This is a genomic window from Kitasatospora sp. NPDC101157 (assembly GCF_044768255.1).
Taxonomy (GTDB): Bacteria; Actinomycetota; Actinomycetes; order Streptomycetales; family Streptomycetaceae; genus Kitasatospora.
On sequence record NZ_JBIWPL010000040.1, the window covers coordinates 38,907 to 54,169 of the forward strand.

The window sequence follows — 15,263 nt, forward strand, 5'->3', positions numbered from 1 at the left end:
GGCCGCAGTCTGCCCCGAGATAGACGAAGCCCCTGGCGCAATGGCGCAAGGGGCTCTTGCACCGAGAGATTACCTGAGGAAGGACCGGTCGTGTCGTCCCTGTCCACGCCTGGAACCGGCGGTCCCGAGCCCCTTCTACTACTGCTCGACCCGGCGGCCCGGCAGACCGACGGGGAGTCGGTGCGGATCGCGAAGGACGTGCTGTGCGGGGGTGCGGACGTCAAGGTGGCCTATCCGGAGAGCCCGTCGGAACTCGACCGGATGCTTTCGCACCGGGGCCGTCGGCGACCGGTGGTGATCGGTTCCGATCTCGCCCTTCAGCGGGTGCTCCAGGCGCTGCACCGGCAGCGTGAGCTGGGCGCCGATCCGGTGGGCATGGTTCCGGTCGGCCGGGCGGAGGAGCTGGCGACGGCCCGGGCGCTCGGTGTACCGGGCGAGCCGGTGCGGGCGGCACGGGCCGTGCTGTCGGGCGCGCCGCGCACCTTCGACCTCCTGGTGGACGACGGCGGCGGGGTGGCGCTGGGCGGGGTGCGGATCACCGGCGGCGGCGCGCGGCGGCCGGTGGGCCGGACGGGTGGCTGGCGTTCGCTATGGGCGAAACTGGCTGCGGCCGAGCAGGCGAACGCACTCACCCCGGACACGGCGGACCACAGCCCCCGGGTCCGGGTCGAGGCGGACGGCCGGCTGCTCGCGGACGTGCACCGGCCGGTCCGCCTGGTGCAGCTGACCCTCCCGGGCGCCGGACGGGCCGACCCGGCCGGCACGGGGGTGCTCGAAGTGGTGGTCAGCGCGCAGGGTGCGCTGGTGCGGGTGCGGGCGGCGAGCGTCTCGGTGGTCGGGCGCGGCTTCGGCTACGAGGCGGACGGCCACTCCGTCGGCCCGGTCCGCGCCCGGACCTGGACGGTCCACCCGGGCGCCTGGGGCCTGTTGCTGCCCGCCGCATGACCGTCGGATGAACCCCGGGTGAGCAGGCTCACGTCGGCGCCGCCCCGGTGGCCACCGTTCCGCACACGGAGAGCCCCAACAGGCGCGAACCGCAAGGCCAACCGCCGTCCGCCGGAATTCCCCCACCCGAATTCCCGGCCCCGTAAGGGGTTTTGTCTACGCGCGTTACTCGGTGATCGCCGATCCAACCGGACGTCCCGGGGTCCGGAAGCCCTGGTCAACTGCCCTAGACTCGAAGGCGTGCCACGTGGTGACGGAAGACTCAACCACGATCTTCTTCCCGGCGAGAAAGGCCCCCAGGACGCTTGTGGCGTCTTCGGTGTCTGGGCTCCCGGCGAGGAGGTCGCCAAGCTCACGTTCTTCGGCCTTTACGCCCTGCAGCACCGCGGTCAGGAATCCGCGGGCATCGCAGTGAGCAACGGCTCCCAGATTCTCGTCTTCAAGGACATGGGACTCGTCTCCCAGGTCTTCGACGAGGCCTCGCTGGGGTCGTTGCACGGGCATATCGCCGTCGGACACGCCCGCTACTCGACCACCGGTTCCTCGGTCTGGGAGAACGCCCAGCCGACCTTCCGGGCGACCGTGCACGGTTCGCTGGCCCTCGGGCACAACGGAAACCTGGTGAACACCGCCGAACTGGCGGCCATGGTCGCCGAACTGCCCGGCGAGGAGCACGTCTCGCGCTCCGGCCGGACCGCCGCGACCAACGACACCGACCTGGTGACCGCCCTGCTGGCCGGCCACCCGGACCTCTCCATCGAGGAGACGGCCAAGGTCGTGCTGCCCAAGGTCAAGGGCGCCTTCTCGCTCGTCTTCATGGACGAGCACACCCTCTACGCCGCCCGCGACCCCCAGGGCATCCGCCCGCTGGTGCTCGGCCGGCTGGAGCGCGGCTGGGTGGTCGCCTCCGAGACGGCGGCGCTGGACATCTGCGGCGCCTCCTTCATCCGCGAGGTCGAGCCCGGCGAGCTCATCGCCATCGACGAGAACGGCATCCGTACCTCCCGCTTCGCCGAGGCGAAGCCCAAGGGCTGCGTGTTCGAGTACGTCTACCTGGCCCGCCCCGACACCTCCATCGCCGGCCGCAACGTGCACCTCTCCCGGGTGGAGATGGGCCGCCGGCTGGCGAAGGAGGCCCCCGTCGAGGCCGACCTGGTGATAGCCACGCCCGAGTCCGGCACCCCCGCCGCGATCGGCTACGCCGAGGCCAGCGGCATCCCGTACGGCTCCGGCCTGGTGAAGAACGCCTACGTGGGCCGCACCTTCATCCAGCCCAGCCAGACCATCCGCCAGCTCGGCATCCGGCTCAAGCTCAACCCGCTGCGCGAGGTCATCGCCGGCAAGCGCCTGGTGGTCGTGGACGACTCGATCGTGCGCGGCAACACCCAGCGCGCGCTGGTGAAGATGCTGCGCGAGGCGGGCGCCGCCGAGGTGCACATCCGGATCTCCTCGCCGCCGGTGAAGTGGCCCTGCTTCTTCGGCATCGACTTCGCCACCCGCGCGGAGCTGATCGCCAACGGCATGACCATCGAGGAGATCGGCCGCACGCTCGGTGCCGACTCGCTCGCCTACATCTCGATCGACGGCATGATCGAGGCCACCAAGCAGCCCAAGGACAAGCTCTGCCGGGCCTGCTTCGACGGCGAGTACCCGATGGAGCTGCCGGACCCGGCGCTGCTCGGCAAGCTCCTGCTGGAGGCCGAGATCAAGGGCGGCCAGCAGCAGCCGGCCGTCCGCGGCAAGCCGACCAGCGGCAGCGACCTGGACGGCGTCCAGTCGCTGCTCGGCGGGGCGGGCGCGGCCGACGCGCTGCGCCGCCCGTAACGAACGCACGGTGGGGTCCCGCGAACCGGGGCCCCACCGCTGTTTCCGAACCACCCCCACCTGACCCGAAAGGGCCGCACGCAGTGACCAGCAACCAGAACGGCGCCACCTACGCCGCCGCCGGTGTCGACATCGAGGCGGGCGACCGCGCCGTCGAGCTCATGAAGCAGTGGGTGAAGAAGGCCAACCGCCCCGAGGTGGTCGGCGGTCTCGGCGGCTTCGCCGGCCTGTTCGACGTGTCCGCCTTCAAGAACTACGAGCGGCCGCTGCTGGCCTCGGCCACCGACGGCGTGGGGACCAAGGTGGCCATCGCGGCCGCCATGGACAAGCACGACACCATCGGCCACGACCTGGTCGGCATGGTCGTGGACGACATCGTGGTGTGCGGCGCCGAGCCGCTGTTCATGACCGACTACATCTGCGTCGGCAAGGTCGTCCCGGAGCGGGTCGCCTCGATCGTCAAGGGCATCGCCGAGGGCTGCGCGCTGGCCGGCTGCGCCCTGGTCGGCGGCGAGACCGCCGAGCACCCGGGCCTGCTCGGCCCGGACGAGTACGACGTCGCGGGCGCCGGCACCGGCGTGGTCGAGGCCGACGCGCTGCTGGGCCCGGAGCGGGTCCGGGCCGGCGACGTGGTGATCGCGATGGCCGCCTCCGGCCTGCACTCCAACGGCTACTCGCTGGTCCGCCACGTGCTGCTGAACCAGGCCGGCTGGAAGCTGGACCGCAAGGTCGAGGAGTTCGGCCGCACCCTGGGCGAGGAGCTGCTGGAGCCGACCCGGATCTACTCGCTGGACTGCCTGGCGCTCACCCGCGCGACCGAGGTGCACGCCTTCTCGCACGTGACCGGCGGCGGCCTGGCGGCCAACCTGGCCCGGGTCATCCCGGACGGCCTGCACGCCCGCCTTGACCGCGGCACCTGGACCCCGCTGCCGGTCTTCCGGACCGTCGCCGAGGTCGGCAAGGTGGCCACCCTGGAGCTGGAGAAGACGCTCAACATGGGCGTCGGCATGGTCGCCGTCGTCCCGCCGGACTCGGTGGACGTGGTGCTGTCGATCCTGGAGGACCGCGGCGTCGAGGCCTGGCTGCTCGGTGACATCGTCGAGCGCACCGGCGAGCACGCGGAGGGCGCGGCCCTCTACAACGCCTACGAGGGCTTCACGGCGGGCTGACCGGCCCCCGTCCCGGCCCCGTCGCCCCGTCGACGACAGAGGGCCCCTCCGGTGCACCGGAGGGGCCCTCTCGCACGTCCGTGGTCATCGGCCGTCAGCTGTCAGCCGTCAGCCGTCAGCCGTCAGCCGTCAGCCGTCGGCCGGCACCGGGCGCGGTCGGCGCGCCGGCACCGGTCCGCGCGCGGGATCGCGGGAACGCGGGAACGCCGAAGACCGGTCCGGCACCCAGGGGTGCGCGGACCGGTCCGGCGAAGCTGTGGGTTACGAGCGGCGGGAGGCCTGCGACGGCCCGGTGCCCGGCTCGTTGTCGTCCTCGTCGTCGAGGTCGGCGTAGCGGGCGGCGTACTCCGCGTACGGGTCGTCGTCCTCCTCCTCCTCGATCGGCTCCGGGTCGATCGAAGCGGTGGACGGCGATACGCCCAGCTCGTTGGACAGACGGTTAGCGTCGAACCCGCCGCTGTTGTACTTCAGCTCGCGGGCGACCTTCGTCTGCTTGGCCTTGGCCCGGCCGCGCCCCATGGGTCGACCCCCTCAACGATGGGGCTCACGGCCCCGAGTCTGACACGTGTTCATGATCAGGACCGGCCTGCCCGAATGGGAGGACCGTCCCTTGGAGCATTAACGGTACCTGTTTCCGCCGCTGGACGGTACGTCGTCGGTGTGACGTGGCGCGCACCGACCGCACCCGCGACGAGGTCTTCCCAGGTCAGGGGAGGTTTTGCGGCGATTTGCACGCTGTCCGGAGGTGTTCGGGGTCCGTCGTTCCAGGACCGATTATCCCCCCTAGGGGGACCTCGGATCACCCGTTCGGGCGGAGAAGTGAGAATCCGGTTCCACATCGTGATGCGCGGGGGGCCGAAGGTGACGGCCCCCCGCGCACCGGCTCACCGGAACGGCCGCGATCAGCCGCGGCGGGCGCCCGGCAGCAGCACCGTGCGCAGCGCGCTGATCTCGCGCATCCGCTTCTCGGCCAGGCGGTCGGCGGCGACGGCCGGCGGGATGCCGTCGGCGGCGGCCCGGGTGAAGATCTCCAGGGTGGTGTCGAAGATCTTGGTGGCCTTGTTCTTGGCCCGCTCGAAGTTGAAGCCGTCGATCTCGTCGGCGACCTGGATCACGCCGCCGGAGTTCACCAGGTAGTCGGGGGCGTAGAGGATGCCGCGGTCGGCCAGGTCCTTCTCGACGCCCGGGTGGGCCAGCTGGTTGTTGGCCGCGCCGCAGACGATCGAGGTGCCGAACTCGCCGAGCGCCGCGACCACCGGGTCGGTCAGCGCGCCGCCGAGGGCGCAGGGGGCGTAGACGTCCAGCTTCGCCTGGAGCAGGGCGGTGGTGTCGGCGACGACCTCCACCTCCGGGTGGGCGGCGCGCACGCGGTTGACGGCGGCCTCGAAGGGGTCGGTGACGACGACGGTGGCGCCGTCCGCGACCAGGTGGCCGACCAGGTAGTGGCCGACCTTGCCGACGCCGGCGACGCCGACCCGCTTGCCGCGCAGGGTGGGCTGGCCCCAGCGGGCCTGGGCGCTGGCGCGCATGCCCTGGAAGACGCCGAAGGCGGTCAGGATGGACGAGTCCCCGGCGCCGCCGTGCTCGGGCGAGCGGCCGGTCACGAACTCGGTCTCGCGCGCGATGACGTCCATGTCCTGGACGTAGGTGCCCACGTCGCAGGCGGTGATGTAGCGGCCGCGCAGGGACTCGACGAAGCGGCCGTAGGCCCGGAGCATCGCCTCGTTCTTGTCCTGGTTCGGGTCGCCGATGATGACGGCCTTGCCGCCGCCGAGGTCGAGGCCGGCCAGCGCGTTCTTGTAGGACATCCCGCGCGACAGGTTCAGCGCGTCCTCCAGGGCCGCCTCCTCGGAGGCGTACGGGAAGAAGCGGGTGCCGCCGAGGGCGGGGCCGAGGGCGGTGGAGTGGATGGCGATGATCGCCTTGAGCCCGGAGCTGCGGTCGTGGCAGAGGACGACCTGCTCGTGGCCGTCGCCGGGGGCGCCGTCCTGCTCGGTGCGGAAGATCCTGCTGAGCACGCCGGGTGCGGGGTGCGTGGCCGGGGTCTGTACGTCGGTCACGGTGGTGACTCCAGTATGGAAAGGCCCGCTGCTGTGGTGCGGGCGCCTAGGGCGAAGAGTAGCCGGGCGGGGGCCGCCGATCCGCCGTCTTGTCCGAGCTTGTGCCGGTTGTCCGAAGGGTGAGACGGCGAGGGATCAGCGGTGCGGGCGCGAACGGTTCGGGGGCGCGCCCTCCCGGGGTCGCGCGGCGCGTGCGACCATGCAGGACGTGACCGTCGTGCGTACCTCCGTACTGCCGCCCTACGCCGCCCACCTGCGCGTCTACGAGCCGTTGGCGGCGTACCCGGAGCCCGAGCGGGCGGGCTGGCAGGCCTATGCGGCGGAGCACGGGCCGGACGCGGTGGCGGCCGAGCAGTCGGTGGCCGCGGCGGTGCTGGAGGAGCAGCGGGAGGCGCTCGCGGAGCTGGCCGCCCGCACGCCCAGGGCGCTGCCGGAGAGGGAGAGCGGGCGGGCGTACCTGCGGATCGTGGACGGCGTACTGTACGTGTGCCCGTGGGCGACCAGGCTGCGCAGTTGGCAGGCGCTGGAGGAGCTGCGGGCGGGGGCTCCGGTGGCGCTGCTGGACACCGCCGTGCCGCCGGCGACGCGGGCGGCCGCCGAGGCGGACCGGGAGCGCTGGCTGTCCGGGCACCCGGACGCCCGGCCGTGGATCCTCACCAGCCGGTGGGAGGTGCCGGTGCGCTGGTTCCTCCCGTTCGGGGACGAGGACCGGTGTTTCGTGCCGGGGAGCACGGGCGGTGAGCGGGCGGACGGGGAAGGGACGGAGGGGGAGCGGGGGAGGGCGGCGGCGCTGTTCTACCTGGTGCCGATGGCCCAGGCGCGGCGCCGGGTGGCGCGGGCCCTGCGGGCGCTGCGCGAGGCGGTGCCGGAGGGGGAGTTGGTGCGCGGGGCGGAGCAGGTCGGGCGGTGGCTGGAGGAGTTCCACCCGCGCTCGCTGGTGGAGCTGGACTACGGGGGGCTGGTGCATCTGCTGGGGCCGGAGCGGCTGTTGGCGGACCGTTCGGCGGGGGAGCTGGAGGACGGGCTGCGGGCGCTGCGGGCGGGGGACACCGCGGAGGCGCTGCGCGCGTACGGGGAACTGACGGTGCGGTGGCGGCGGGTGCTCGCGCTGCGGCAGGCGAACTGACGTCCGACCGCCCGTGTATGACTGTGAGGGGTCTTTGGTCCGCAACGGGGCCGACCAAGGTCCTGGTTCGGGTCAATAGCTGCCGAACGTGACACTACTCACCGTTGACGCGAACTTACCCCTATGTGCAAAAATGGGACAACCAGCCCAACTTCACGTGAGCGTGCCCACTTTTGGGTGGTTCTGGAGTCGATGCGTGCTTTGCGGGGAAACGGAGGGTCTGGTCCCCTCGTAACCGGACGTCACTGTGGCGTGACTGTCCGTTATGGGGTGGTCCATCGCCATCCGTCGGCCTTGAACCCGTGAGGGGTCAATTTTGGCGGTTTGGTCGATAGGGCTGGACGGATGGTGTAGTTGTAGACACCAGGACAAGCCGTTCGTCCTATAACCGACTCGGCCCGTCTATGCCATTTCGGGCATCGCGGGCCAAGGTGCAGAATTTGAAGGATAGAACCGCCCTGGTTCGGTTCTCCCGAGGAGGCCGCTCATGACCGCTCGTACCCCTGATGCTGAGCCGCTGCTGACGCCGGCAGAGGTTGCCACCATGTTCCGCGTTGACCCGAAGACGGTCACCCGCTGGGCCAAGGCGGGCAAGCTGACGTCGATCCGCACGCTCGGCGGTCACCGCCGTTACCGTGAGGCGGAGGTGCGCGCCCTGCTGGCCGGGATTCCCGCCCAGCGCACTGAGGCCTGATAGGCCAAAGGCTCTTTGAAAGGGGCCGCCAACCGGACTCCGCCGGGTCCGGTTGGCGGTCCCTTTGTCGTGCTCGGCGCCGCGCTTCCAGGGGGTCGGAATGCTGAACTCCGGATAACGATTTGGTGCGCAAGATGCGGGGGGGATTTACAGTGAATAAAAGTGCAATTTTACATATTAAATTAGTGGTATCTAGAACGGGCCGTTCCGGGGGTGCCTCCCGGAGGGGGTGAGTGGCGACGATCACAGGGCCTGCCGCTTGCGGTCCGGGCCTGGGTGCGGTAGGAGCCGGACGACCAAAAGCGAGAGGCCCGGAACCTGACGGTTCCGGGCCTCTCGCGCTACGGCGATCCCGACGGGACTTGAACCCGCGACCTCCACCTTGACAGGGTGGCGAGCTAACCAACTGCTCCACGGGACCAGAGTTTTCTGATCTCGTTCACTCGCTTGCCGCGCTGCGAACAAGACAGATCGTAGCCCATGGTGGGCCTCCAGGTCGAACTGGCTCCTGAAGGCCCACCGCGCACCCGCAGCTCAGGGCGCCGCCCGGGTCGCGGGGCCGCCCGGGGGACCTCACAGCGACGCCCGGGCCGCCTCCATCGCCTTCATGATCCGCTTCTCCGAGACCGGGCTCGGCGTGCCCAGCGACTGGGCGAAGAAGCTGACCCGGAGCTCCTCGATCATCCAGCGGATCGCCCGCACCTCCTCGGAGGGCTGCCGCCCGGCCGGCACCGCCGCCAGCAGCTCCCCGTACGCCTGCTGCACCTGCTGGACCTTCAGCAGCTGCTGGGCGTCCCGCTGCGGGTGGTTGGGCAGCGCCTCCAGGCGGCGGTCGACCGCCAGCAGGTAGCGCTTGAGGTCGGGCAGCCGCTGCCAGCCGGTGTCCGTCACGAAGCCCGGGTGCACCAGCGAGGCCAGGTGCAGCCGGACGTCGTTCACGGCGTTCAGCAGCACCGGGCTGCTCACCGACTTCAGCCGGGTCGAGGCCTTGTGGAAGGCGATCAGGGCGGTGGCCGTCTTCAGCGTGGTGTCCGCGGACAGGTCGTACAGGTCCGCCCGCACCTTGTCGTGCAGCTTGCCGAAGGCCGCCTCGTCCCAGGCCGGGCCGCCGGCCAGGGACATCAGCCGGTCCGTCGCGGCCGAGACGACGTCCTCGAACAGGGCGTTGATCGAGCCGTGCGGGCTGTGCGAGAGCGCCAGCTTCGCCTGGTTGCCCAGTCGGCCCTGGATCGACTTGGCCGGGGAGGTCGTCGTCAGCATCAGCAGCCGGCGCGTCCCCTCCCACATCGCCCGGGCCTGGGCCTCCGGGGTGTCGAACAGCTTCACGCCGACCGAGGCGCCCTCGTCCACCAGCGCCGGGTAGGCACGCAGCGAGTGGCCGCGCGAGCGCTGCTCGAAGGTGCGCTGGAGCACCGGCAGCCCGGCCGGCCAGGCGGTCAGCCCGCTCTGCTCGATGCCCTTGCCGGAGGCCGCCGAGGAGAGCGTCTCCTTGAGCTTGGGCTTGAGCTTCAGCCGCAGCTCCTCCAGGTCCTTGGACTCGGCGAGCCTGCGCTTGCCGTCCACCACCCGGAAGGTCACCTTGAGGTGCTCCGGCACCCGTTCGTCGTCCCAGGCCTCCGGGGGCACCGTGACGGCCGTCAGGCGCTTCAGGGCGTGCTCCAGGGACGGCAGCAGGGGCTCCTGGCGGTCCTTCACCTGGCGCAGGGCCGCCCTGGCGAAGTCCGGGGCCGGCACGAAGTTGCGCCGGATCGCCTTGGGCAGCGACTTGATGTACGCGGTGACCAGCTCCTCCCGCAGACCGGGGATCTGCCAGTCGAAGCCCTCCGCGGTGACCTGGTTGAGCACCGGCAGCGGGATGTGGACGGTCACGCCGTCCGCGTCGCTGCCCGGCTCGAACTGGTAGGTCAGCTTGAAGCGCAGCTTGCCCTGCTGCCAGTAGTCCGGGTAGTCGGCCTCGGTGACGCCGTCCGCGGCGTCGTTGATCAGCATCGACTTCTCGAAGTTCAGCAGGTCCGGCTGCTCGTGCCGGGCCTTCTTCCACCAGGCGTCGAAGTGCCGGGTGGAGACGACCTCCTCGGGCAGCCGAGCGTCGTAGAAGTCGAACAGGGTCTGGTCGTCCACCAGGATGTCCCGGCGGCGGGCCCGGTTCTCCAGCTCCTCGACCTCGCCGAGCAGCTTGCGGTTCTCGGCGAAGAACCTGTGGTGGGTCTCCCAGTCGCCCTCGACCAGCGCGTTGCGGATGAACAGCTCGCGGCAGAGCTCCGGGTCGATCCGGCCGTAGTTGACCTTGCGCTGGGCGACGATCGGCATCCCGTAGAGGGTCACCTTCTCGTACGCCAGCACGGCGCCGGCCTTCTTCTCCCAGTGGGGCTCGCTGTAGCTGCGCTTGATCAGGTGCCCGGCCAGCGGCTCGACCCACTCGGGCTCGATCTTCGCGTTGATCCGGGCCCACAGCCGGGAGGTCTCCACCAGCTCGGCGGACATCACCCAGCGCGGGGGCTTCTTGAACAGACCGGAACCCGGGAAGACCGCGAAGCGGGCGCCGCGGGCGCCGCCGTACTCGCGCTTCTCCACGTCGAACAGGCCGATGTGGGAGAGCAGCCCGGCCAGCAGCGACTGGTGGATCCGGTCGGCGTCCGGCTCGGCGTCCGGACGGGGCTCCTCGATCGTCACGCCCAACTGCTTGGCGACCGTGCGCAGCTGGGTGTAGACGTCCTGCCACTCCCGTATCCGCAGGTAGTTGAGGAACTCGGACTTGCACATCCGGCGGAACGCCGAGGAGGAGAGCTCCTTCTGCTGCTCCCGGACGTAGCGCCACATCGCCAGGTAGGAGAGGAAGTCGGAGGTCTCCGAGGAGAACCGGCGGTGCCGCTCGTCGGCGGCCTGGCGCTTCTCGGCGGGGCGCTCGCGCGGGTCCTGGATGGACAGCGCGGCGGCGATCACCATGACGTCGCGCACGCAGCCGTTGCGGTCCGCCTCCAGCACCATGCGGGCCATCCGGGGGTCCACCGGCAGCTGGGCGAGCTTGCGGCCGAGCGCGGTCAGGCGCTTGCGCGGGTCCTTCTCGTCCGGGTCCAGCGCGCCCAGCTCGTGCAGCAGGTGGACGCCGTCCTTGATGTTGCGCGAGTCCGGCGGGTCCAGGAACGGGAAGGCGGAGATGTCGCCCAGGCCGGCCGCGGTCATCTGGAGGATCACCGAGGCCAGGTTGGTGCGCAGGATCTCGGCGTCGGTGAACTCGGGGCGGGAGAGGAAGTCCTCCTCCGAGTACAGCCGGATGCAGATGCCGTCCGAGGTGCGGCCGCAGCGGCCCTTGCGCTGGTTGGCGCTGGCCTGGCTGATCGCCTCGATCGGCAGCCGCTGCACCTTGGTGCGGTGGCTGTAGCGGGAGATCCGGGCGGTGCCCGGATCGATCACGTACTTGATGCCGGGGACGGTCAGCGAGGTCTCGGCCACGTTGGTGGCCAGCACGATCCGGCGCAGGTTGGAGCGCTGGAAGACCCGGTGCTGCTCGGCCGAGCTGAGCCGGGCGTAGAGCGGGAGGACCTCGGTGTTCCTCAGTTTCAGCTTGGTGAGGGCGTCGGCGGTGTCGCGGATCTCGCGCTCGCCGGAGAGGAAGACCAGGATGTCGCCCGGGCCCTCGTCCTGCAGTTCCTGGGCGGCGTCACAGATCGCCTGGATCTGGTCGCGGTCGCGGTCCGCCTCGTCGGCCTCGTCCTCGCCGTCGTCGATCACCGGGCGGTAGCGGACCTCGACGGGGTACGTCCGGCCGGAGACCTCGATGATCGGGGCGTCGCCGAAGTGCCGGGAGAAGCGCTCGGGGTCGATCGTCGCGGAGGTGATCACGACCTTGAGGTCGGGGCGGCGGGGGAGCAGCTGCTTGAGGTAGCCGAGCAGGAAGTCGATGTTGAGGCTGCGCTCGTGCGCCTCGTCGATGATCAGGGTGTCGTACTGGCGCAGATCGCGGTCGGTCTGGATCTCCGCGAGCAGGATGCCGTCCGTCATCAGCTTGACCAGGGTGTCCTGGCCGACCTGGTCGGTGAACCGGACCTTCCAGCCGACGGCCTCGCCGAGCGGGGTGTCCAGCTCCTCCGCGACGCGCTCGGCCACGGTACGGGCGGCGATCCGGCGCGGCTGGGTGTGGCCGACCAGACCGCGCACACCGCGGCCCAGCTCCAGGCAGATCTTCGGGATCTGGGTGGTCTTGCCGGAGCCGGTCTCGCCTGCGACGATCACCACCTGGTGGTCCCGGATCGCCTCCAGGATGTCGTCCTTCTTCTGGCTGACCGGGAGCTCGGCCGGGTAGGTGATCTTCGGCACCGCGTTCCGGCGCTGCTCGACCAGCAGCTCGGCGCGGTCGATGTCGGCGGCGATCTCGGTGGCGATCTTCTGCCGGGCCTCGGGCTTGCGGACCCTGCGGGCCCCCTCCAGCCGGCGTCCGATCCGCACCTCGTCGCGCAGGGTCAGCTCGGGCAGGCGGGCGGCCAGCTCACCGATTCCGGGGCCCTCGGCGGGCACGGGGGCGGACTGGACTGCGGGAGAACTCACTGCGGGCATCCCTCTAGGTTCGCAAGGAGGCACGGCGGAGCGCACCTCGGTTTTCGAGCCCCTCCAGTGTCACAGCCGCCGGCGGCCGATCGCGAACGGCGAATCGCGGGCGCCGAGCAACGGTCGGGGGGGATCTCGGGCTCTGGTGGACGGAGGGGGTGTTCATGGGAGACCAGAAGGTCGCCCGGGACGAGGAGTTCCGGGAGTTCATCGGCGGCGCGTGGTCACGGCTGCTGCGGACGGCGTACCTGCTGGCGGGGGACCGCCACGGCGCCGAGGACCTGGTCCAGCAGGCGCTGGAGCGCGCCTACGTCCACTGGACCAAGGTCCGCGCCGCGGACGACCCGAACGCCTACGTGCGCCGGATCCTGATCAACGAGCACGCCCGGCGGTTCCGCCGCAGACCGGCCGAGTACCTGGTCGAGGCCTTTCCGGACCGGCCCGCCCCGACCGCGCCCGACCCGGATGCCCGGGCCGTGCTGCTCGCCGCGCTCGCCGCCCTGCCGCCCCGGCAGCGCGAGGCCGTGGTGCTGCGGTACTGGGAGGACCTCAGCGAGTCCCAGACCGCGGCGGCCATGGGCTGCTCGGTCGGCACGGTGAAGAGCCAGGCGGCCAGGGGGCTGGCCAAACTCCGGGACACCGCCTCACTCAGCGGACTGATCAGTGTCGGAGTCGGAAGATGAGCGAGGAGCCCGTGACGGGGGACCGGATCGCATGGGTGTGGTCGGCCGTGGAGCCGCTCGACGACGAGCTGACCAGCGACGAGGCGGCGGCCGCGCGGGGTCTGAGCGAGCTCGCGGAGAGCGTGCATCTCGGGGCCGTGCCGTACGAGCGGCTGCTCCTGGCCGGACGGCGCCGGCTGTGGCGCCGACGGCTGCTGACCGGGGTGGGGGCCCTGGTGTTCGTGGCGGTGGCGGGGGCCGGCGCGGTGCTCAGCGAGTGGCGGCCGGGTGGTTCGGCGGTGACGCCCGCAGCCGTCGTCACACCGATCGCCACGGCCACGCCGACCCCCACGGCCACTCGGCCCGGCAGGGACCCGTTCACCCCCGTCCGGGTCAAGATCCACGAGAGCGTCTCGAAGGGCCACGCCCTGGAGGCCTGGGTGGCCCTGTGGCCGGCGGCCCCGACCTCGGAGGACGGCGCCAAGCAGGCCGAGTTGATCTGGGCGGAGCGGCACGCCGCCGATCCGACCCTGACGCCGGGCTCCTCGCGGAGCGCGTACCCGAGCTGGGATCCGTCCATGGACCGGGTCGACATCTACCTCGTCTCGGACGGAAAGCGGCAGCCCATGGACCGCGTGCAGTCGGCCGCCGCCCCCGGCGGGCCGAAGAAGGTGGGCCTGGGGGGCGTCTCCGACGGAGTGCCGCTCGACCGCGTGGTCGGGACGGCCAGCGTTACGGAAATGGCGGTGATCCAGGCGGATGCCGCGGTCGCGAAGGTCGTGGTCGGCTGGAAGGGCGGCGGCTCCACCGAGGTGGTGCCGGTCGGGGTCGGGGACTCGCCGTCCCGTTGGTACGCCGTCGTCCACAAGCCGAACTCCTCCGACAGCACCGTGACCTCCTACGCCGCCGACGGATCGGTGCTGGGGACCGAGACCTCGTGGTGGTGATCCGGCGCCGGGCACGGGCCGAGCAGCCGCTGTGCCCGGTTGTCGGTGCCGTGGCGGCAGAGTCGACGCCGGACACCTCCAGGCATCGACGGGGCGGAGGCGACGGCCGGGGAACGGGGGCGAAGGGTCTGCCGGAGGAAAGGCCGGACGGGTGCACGACGTCGTGAGCCGGCACGTCGAGCGGGGCGCGGCTTCACGGCTGGAGGGCGGCCTCGTCGGCGTCCGGGAGCCAGTCCCGGGACGGGTCGTACTCCAGCCACCGGCTGCGGGCGGCCTCGGCGGTGAACGCCCGCAGCAGGCGGTCCAGTTGGCCGTTGTCCTCGGCGCCGCCGTCGGTACGCCAGAGCAGTGACCAGGCGTACAGCGGGGTCGGGTCGGCCAGCGGGACGGTGCGCACGCCGGGGCGGTCCGGCAGCGGGCCGTCGGCGGGGACGAGGGAGAAGCAGCTCGGGTCGGCGGCGACCTGGTCGAGGAAGTGCTCCAGACCCAGATTGGTCGAGCCGACCCGGGCGGTGATGTCGAACCTCGCGGCGAAGCGGGTCAGGAAGTCCAGCCGGTCCACCGCCGCCGGATAGCGCAGCACACTGCGGCGCAACTGCACCGGGCTCAGGGTGTCCCGGTCGGCCAGTGGGTGGTCCGCGCTGAGCAGCGCGTCGACCGGCTCCAGTCGGACCAGCCGGTGCGTCAGCCCGGCGTCGGCGCCGTCCGGCAGGGCGTGCACCCGGCCGAACCCGGCATCCGCCTCCCCGCGCAGCAGCGCCGCCGCCACCGACGGCAGGTCCCGACCCGGCACCGGCTCCACCTCCAGGCCGGGCGCCGCGTCCACGGCTTGTGCGAGGGTGCGCATCGGGGCGTAGAGGTGTCCCCACACGTCGATCCGCAGTGGTCGTCCGGTCTGCTGGACGGCGGCCACGGCCAGGTCTCCCTGCGTGAGCACTCGCCGGGCCGGGGCCAGGAAACGGGTGCCGGCCGCGGTGAGGCTGACGCCGCGGGCGTCGCGTTCCAGGAGGCGGAGGCCGAGGGTGGCTTCCAGGCGGGCGATGCGTTTGGAGAGGCCCTGTTGGCTGATGCCGAGCCGGGCTGCCGCCCGGCCGAAGTGCAGGGTCTCGGCGGTGGTGACGAAGGCTCGTACCTGTCCCAGATCCAGATCCACCTGGGGAACCCTAGTGGGGGGTTGCTGTTGGGGGGGTGTTGGTTGTTCGGGGGGCTTTCGGGAGGGTGGGTGACGCCGGGGGCGGTTGAGGGGGGGGGGGCGGAGGGGGCGGGGTTGTTTTTGGTCGGGGCCAGAGAT

General features: G+C 71.5%; 11 protein-coding genes and 1 tRNA gene. 7 read left to right on the top strand and 5 right to left on the bottom strand.

The genetic code is table 11. The annotated features are described in order from the left end of the window. Window positions 1–90 precede the first annotated feature (90 nt). From ACIRVF_RS40445 to purM, 3 genes are all read left to right on the top strand, one after another. Window positions 91–945 (top strand): diacylglycerol kinase, encoded by an 855-nt coding sequence (locus ACIRVF_RS40445; protein WP_402829604.1) that lies wholly within the window; start codon window positions 91–93, stop codon window positions 943–945. Window positions 946–1,185: 240 nt separating this feature from the next. Further along, window positions 1,186–2,769, top strand: coding sequence for an amidophosphoribosyltransferase (gene purF / locus ACIRVF_RS40450; RefSeq protein ID WP_402829606.1), 1,584 nt, complete (start codon window positions 1,186–1,188; stop codon window positions 2,767–2,769). 83 nt (window positions 2,770–2,852) lie between these two features. After that, window positions 2,853–3,938, top strand: coding sequence for a phosphoribosylformylglycinamidine cyclo-ligase (gene purM, locus ACIRVF_RS40455; protein WP_402829608.1), 1,086 nt, complete (start codon window positions 2,853–2,855; stop codon window positions 3,936–3,938). A gap of 261 nt (window positions 3,939–4,199) precedes the next feature. On the opposite strand, the gene ACIRVF_RS40460 is transcribed toward purM, so the two are convergent. Next, window positions 4,200–4,457 (bottom strand): DUF3073 domain-containing protein, encoded by a 258-nt coding sequence (locus ACIRVF_RS40460; RefSeq protein ID WP_380420125.1) that lies wholly within the window; start codon window positions 4,455–4,457, stop codon window positions 4,200–4,202. 383 nt (window positions 4,458–4,840) lie between these two features. Further along, window positions 4,841–5,998, bottom strand: a complete 1,158-nt coding sequence (locus tag ACIRVF_RS40465) for a Glu/Leu/Phe/Val dehydrogenase dimerization domain-containing protein (RefSeq protein WP_402829610.1) — start codon at window positions 5,996–5,998, stop codon at window positions 4,841–4,843. 199 nt (window positions 5,999–6,197) lie between these two features. On the opposite strand from ACIRVF_RS40465, the gene ACIRVF_RS40470 reads away from it, so the two are divergent. Both ACIRVF_RS40470 and bldC read left to right on the top strand, forming a co-directional pair. After that, on the top strand, window positions 6,198–7,124 hold the full coding sequence (locus ACIRVF_RS40470; protein ID WP_402829612.1) for a hypothetical protein: 927 nt from the start codon (window positions 6,198–6,200) through the stop codon (window positions 7,122–7,124). A gap of 487 nt (window positions 7,125–7,611) precedes the next feature. After that, window positions 7,612–7,818: a developmental transcriptional regulator BldC gene (bldC, locus tag ACIRVF_RS40475; RefSeq protein WP_014137253.1), complete on the top strand. Its 207-nt coding sequence runs from the start codon at window positions 7,612–7,614 to the stop codon at window positions 7,816–7,818. Between the two features lie 347 nt (window positions 7,819–8,165). Here bldC and ACIRVF_RS40480 read toward each other — a convergent pair. Together ACIRVF_RS40480 and hrpA are read right to left on the bottom strand one after the other, a co-directional pair. Further along, window positions 8,166–8,239: transfer RNA gene (locus ACIRVF_RS40480), tRNA-Asp, on the bottom strand. Between the two features lie 152 nt (window positions 8,240–8,391). Then, window positions 8,392–12,372: an ATP-dependent RNA helicase HrpA gene (gene hrpA / locus ACIRVF_RS40485; protein ID WP_402829615.1), complete on the bottom strand. Its 3,981-nt coding sequence runs from the start codon at window positions 12,370–12,372 to the stop codon at window positions 8,392–8,394. A 155-nt stretch (window positions 12,373–12,527) separates the two neighbouring features. Here hrpA and ACIRVF_RS40490 point away from each other — a divergent pair, with 155 nt between their 5' ends. Both ACIRVF_RS40490 and ACIRVF_RS40495 read left to right on the top strand, forming a co-directional pair. Then, window positions 12,528–13,046 carry a SigE family RNA polymerase sigma factor gene (locus ACIRVF_RS40490; protein WP_402829617.1) on the top strand — a complete coding sequence of 173 codons (519 nt, stop codon included), beginning with the start codon at window positions 12,528–12,530 and terminating at the stop codon, window positions 13,044–13,046. Continuing rightward, a complete protein-coding gene (locus ACIRVF_RS40495; protein WP_402829620.1) occupies window positions 13,043–13,972 on the top strand; it encodes a hypothetical protein in 930 nt (309 codons plus the stop codon). The genes ACIRVF_RS40490 and ACIRVF_RS40495 overlap by 4 nt, the downstream gene beginning before the upstream one ends. 193 nt (window positions 13,973–14,165) lie before the next feature. Here ACIRVF_RS40495 and ACIRVF_RS40500 read toward each other — a convergent pair whose 3' ends face one another. Further along, window positions 14,166–15,125, bottom strand: a complete 960-nt coding sequence (locus ACIRVF_RS40500; protein ID WP_402829622.1) for a LysR family transcriptional regulator — start codon at window positions 15,123–15,125, stop codon at window positions 14,166–14,168. Window positions 15,126–15,263: the final 138 nt, after the last annotated feature.

Excerpts from the sequence above, each read along its gene's own strand:
- ACIRVF_RS40460 (WP_380420125.1), bottom strand. The coding sequence starts at position 4,457 with ATGGGGCGCGGCCGGGCCAAGGCCAAGCAGACGAAGGTCGCCCGCGAG.
- ACIRVF_RS40470 (WP_402829612.1), top strand. The coding sequence starts at position 6,198 with ATGCAGGACGTGACCGTCGTGCGTACCTCCGTACTGCCGCCCTACGCC.
- bldC (WP_014137253.1), top strand. The coding sequence starts at position 7,612 with ATGACCGCTCGTACCCCTGATGCTGAGCCGCTGCTGACGCCGGCAGAG.
- hrpA (WP_402829615.1), bottom strand. The coding sequence starts at position 12,372 with ATGCCCGCAGTGAGTTCTCCCGCAGTCCAGTCCGCCCCCGTGCCCGCC.
- ACIRVF_RS40490 (WP_402829617.1), top strand. The coding sequence starts at position 12,528 with ATGGGAGACCAGAAGGTCGCCCGGGACGAGGAGTTCCGGGAGTTCATC.
- ACIRVF_RS40495 (WP_402829620.1), top strand. The coding sequence starts at position 13,043 with ATGAGCGAGGAGCCCGTGACGGGGGACCGGATCGCATGGGTGTGGTCG.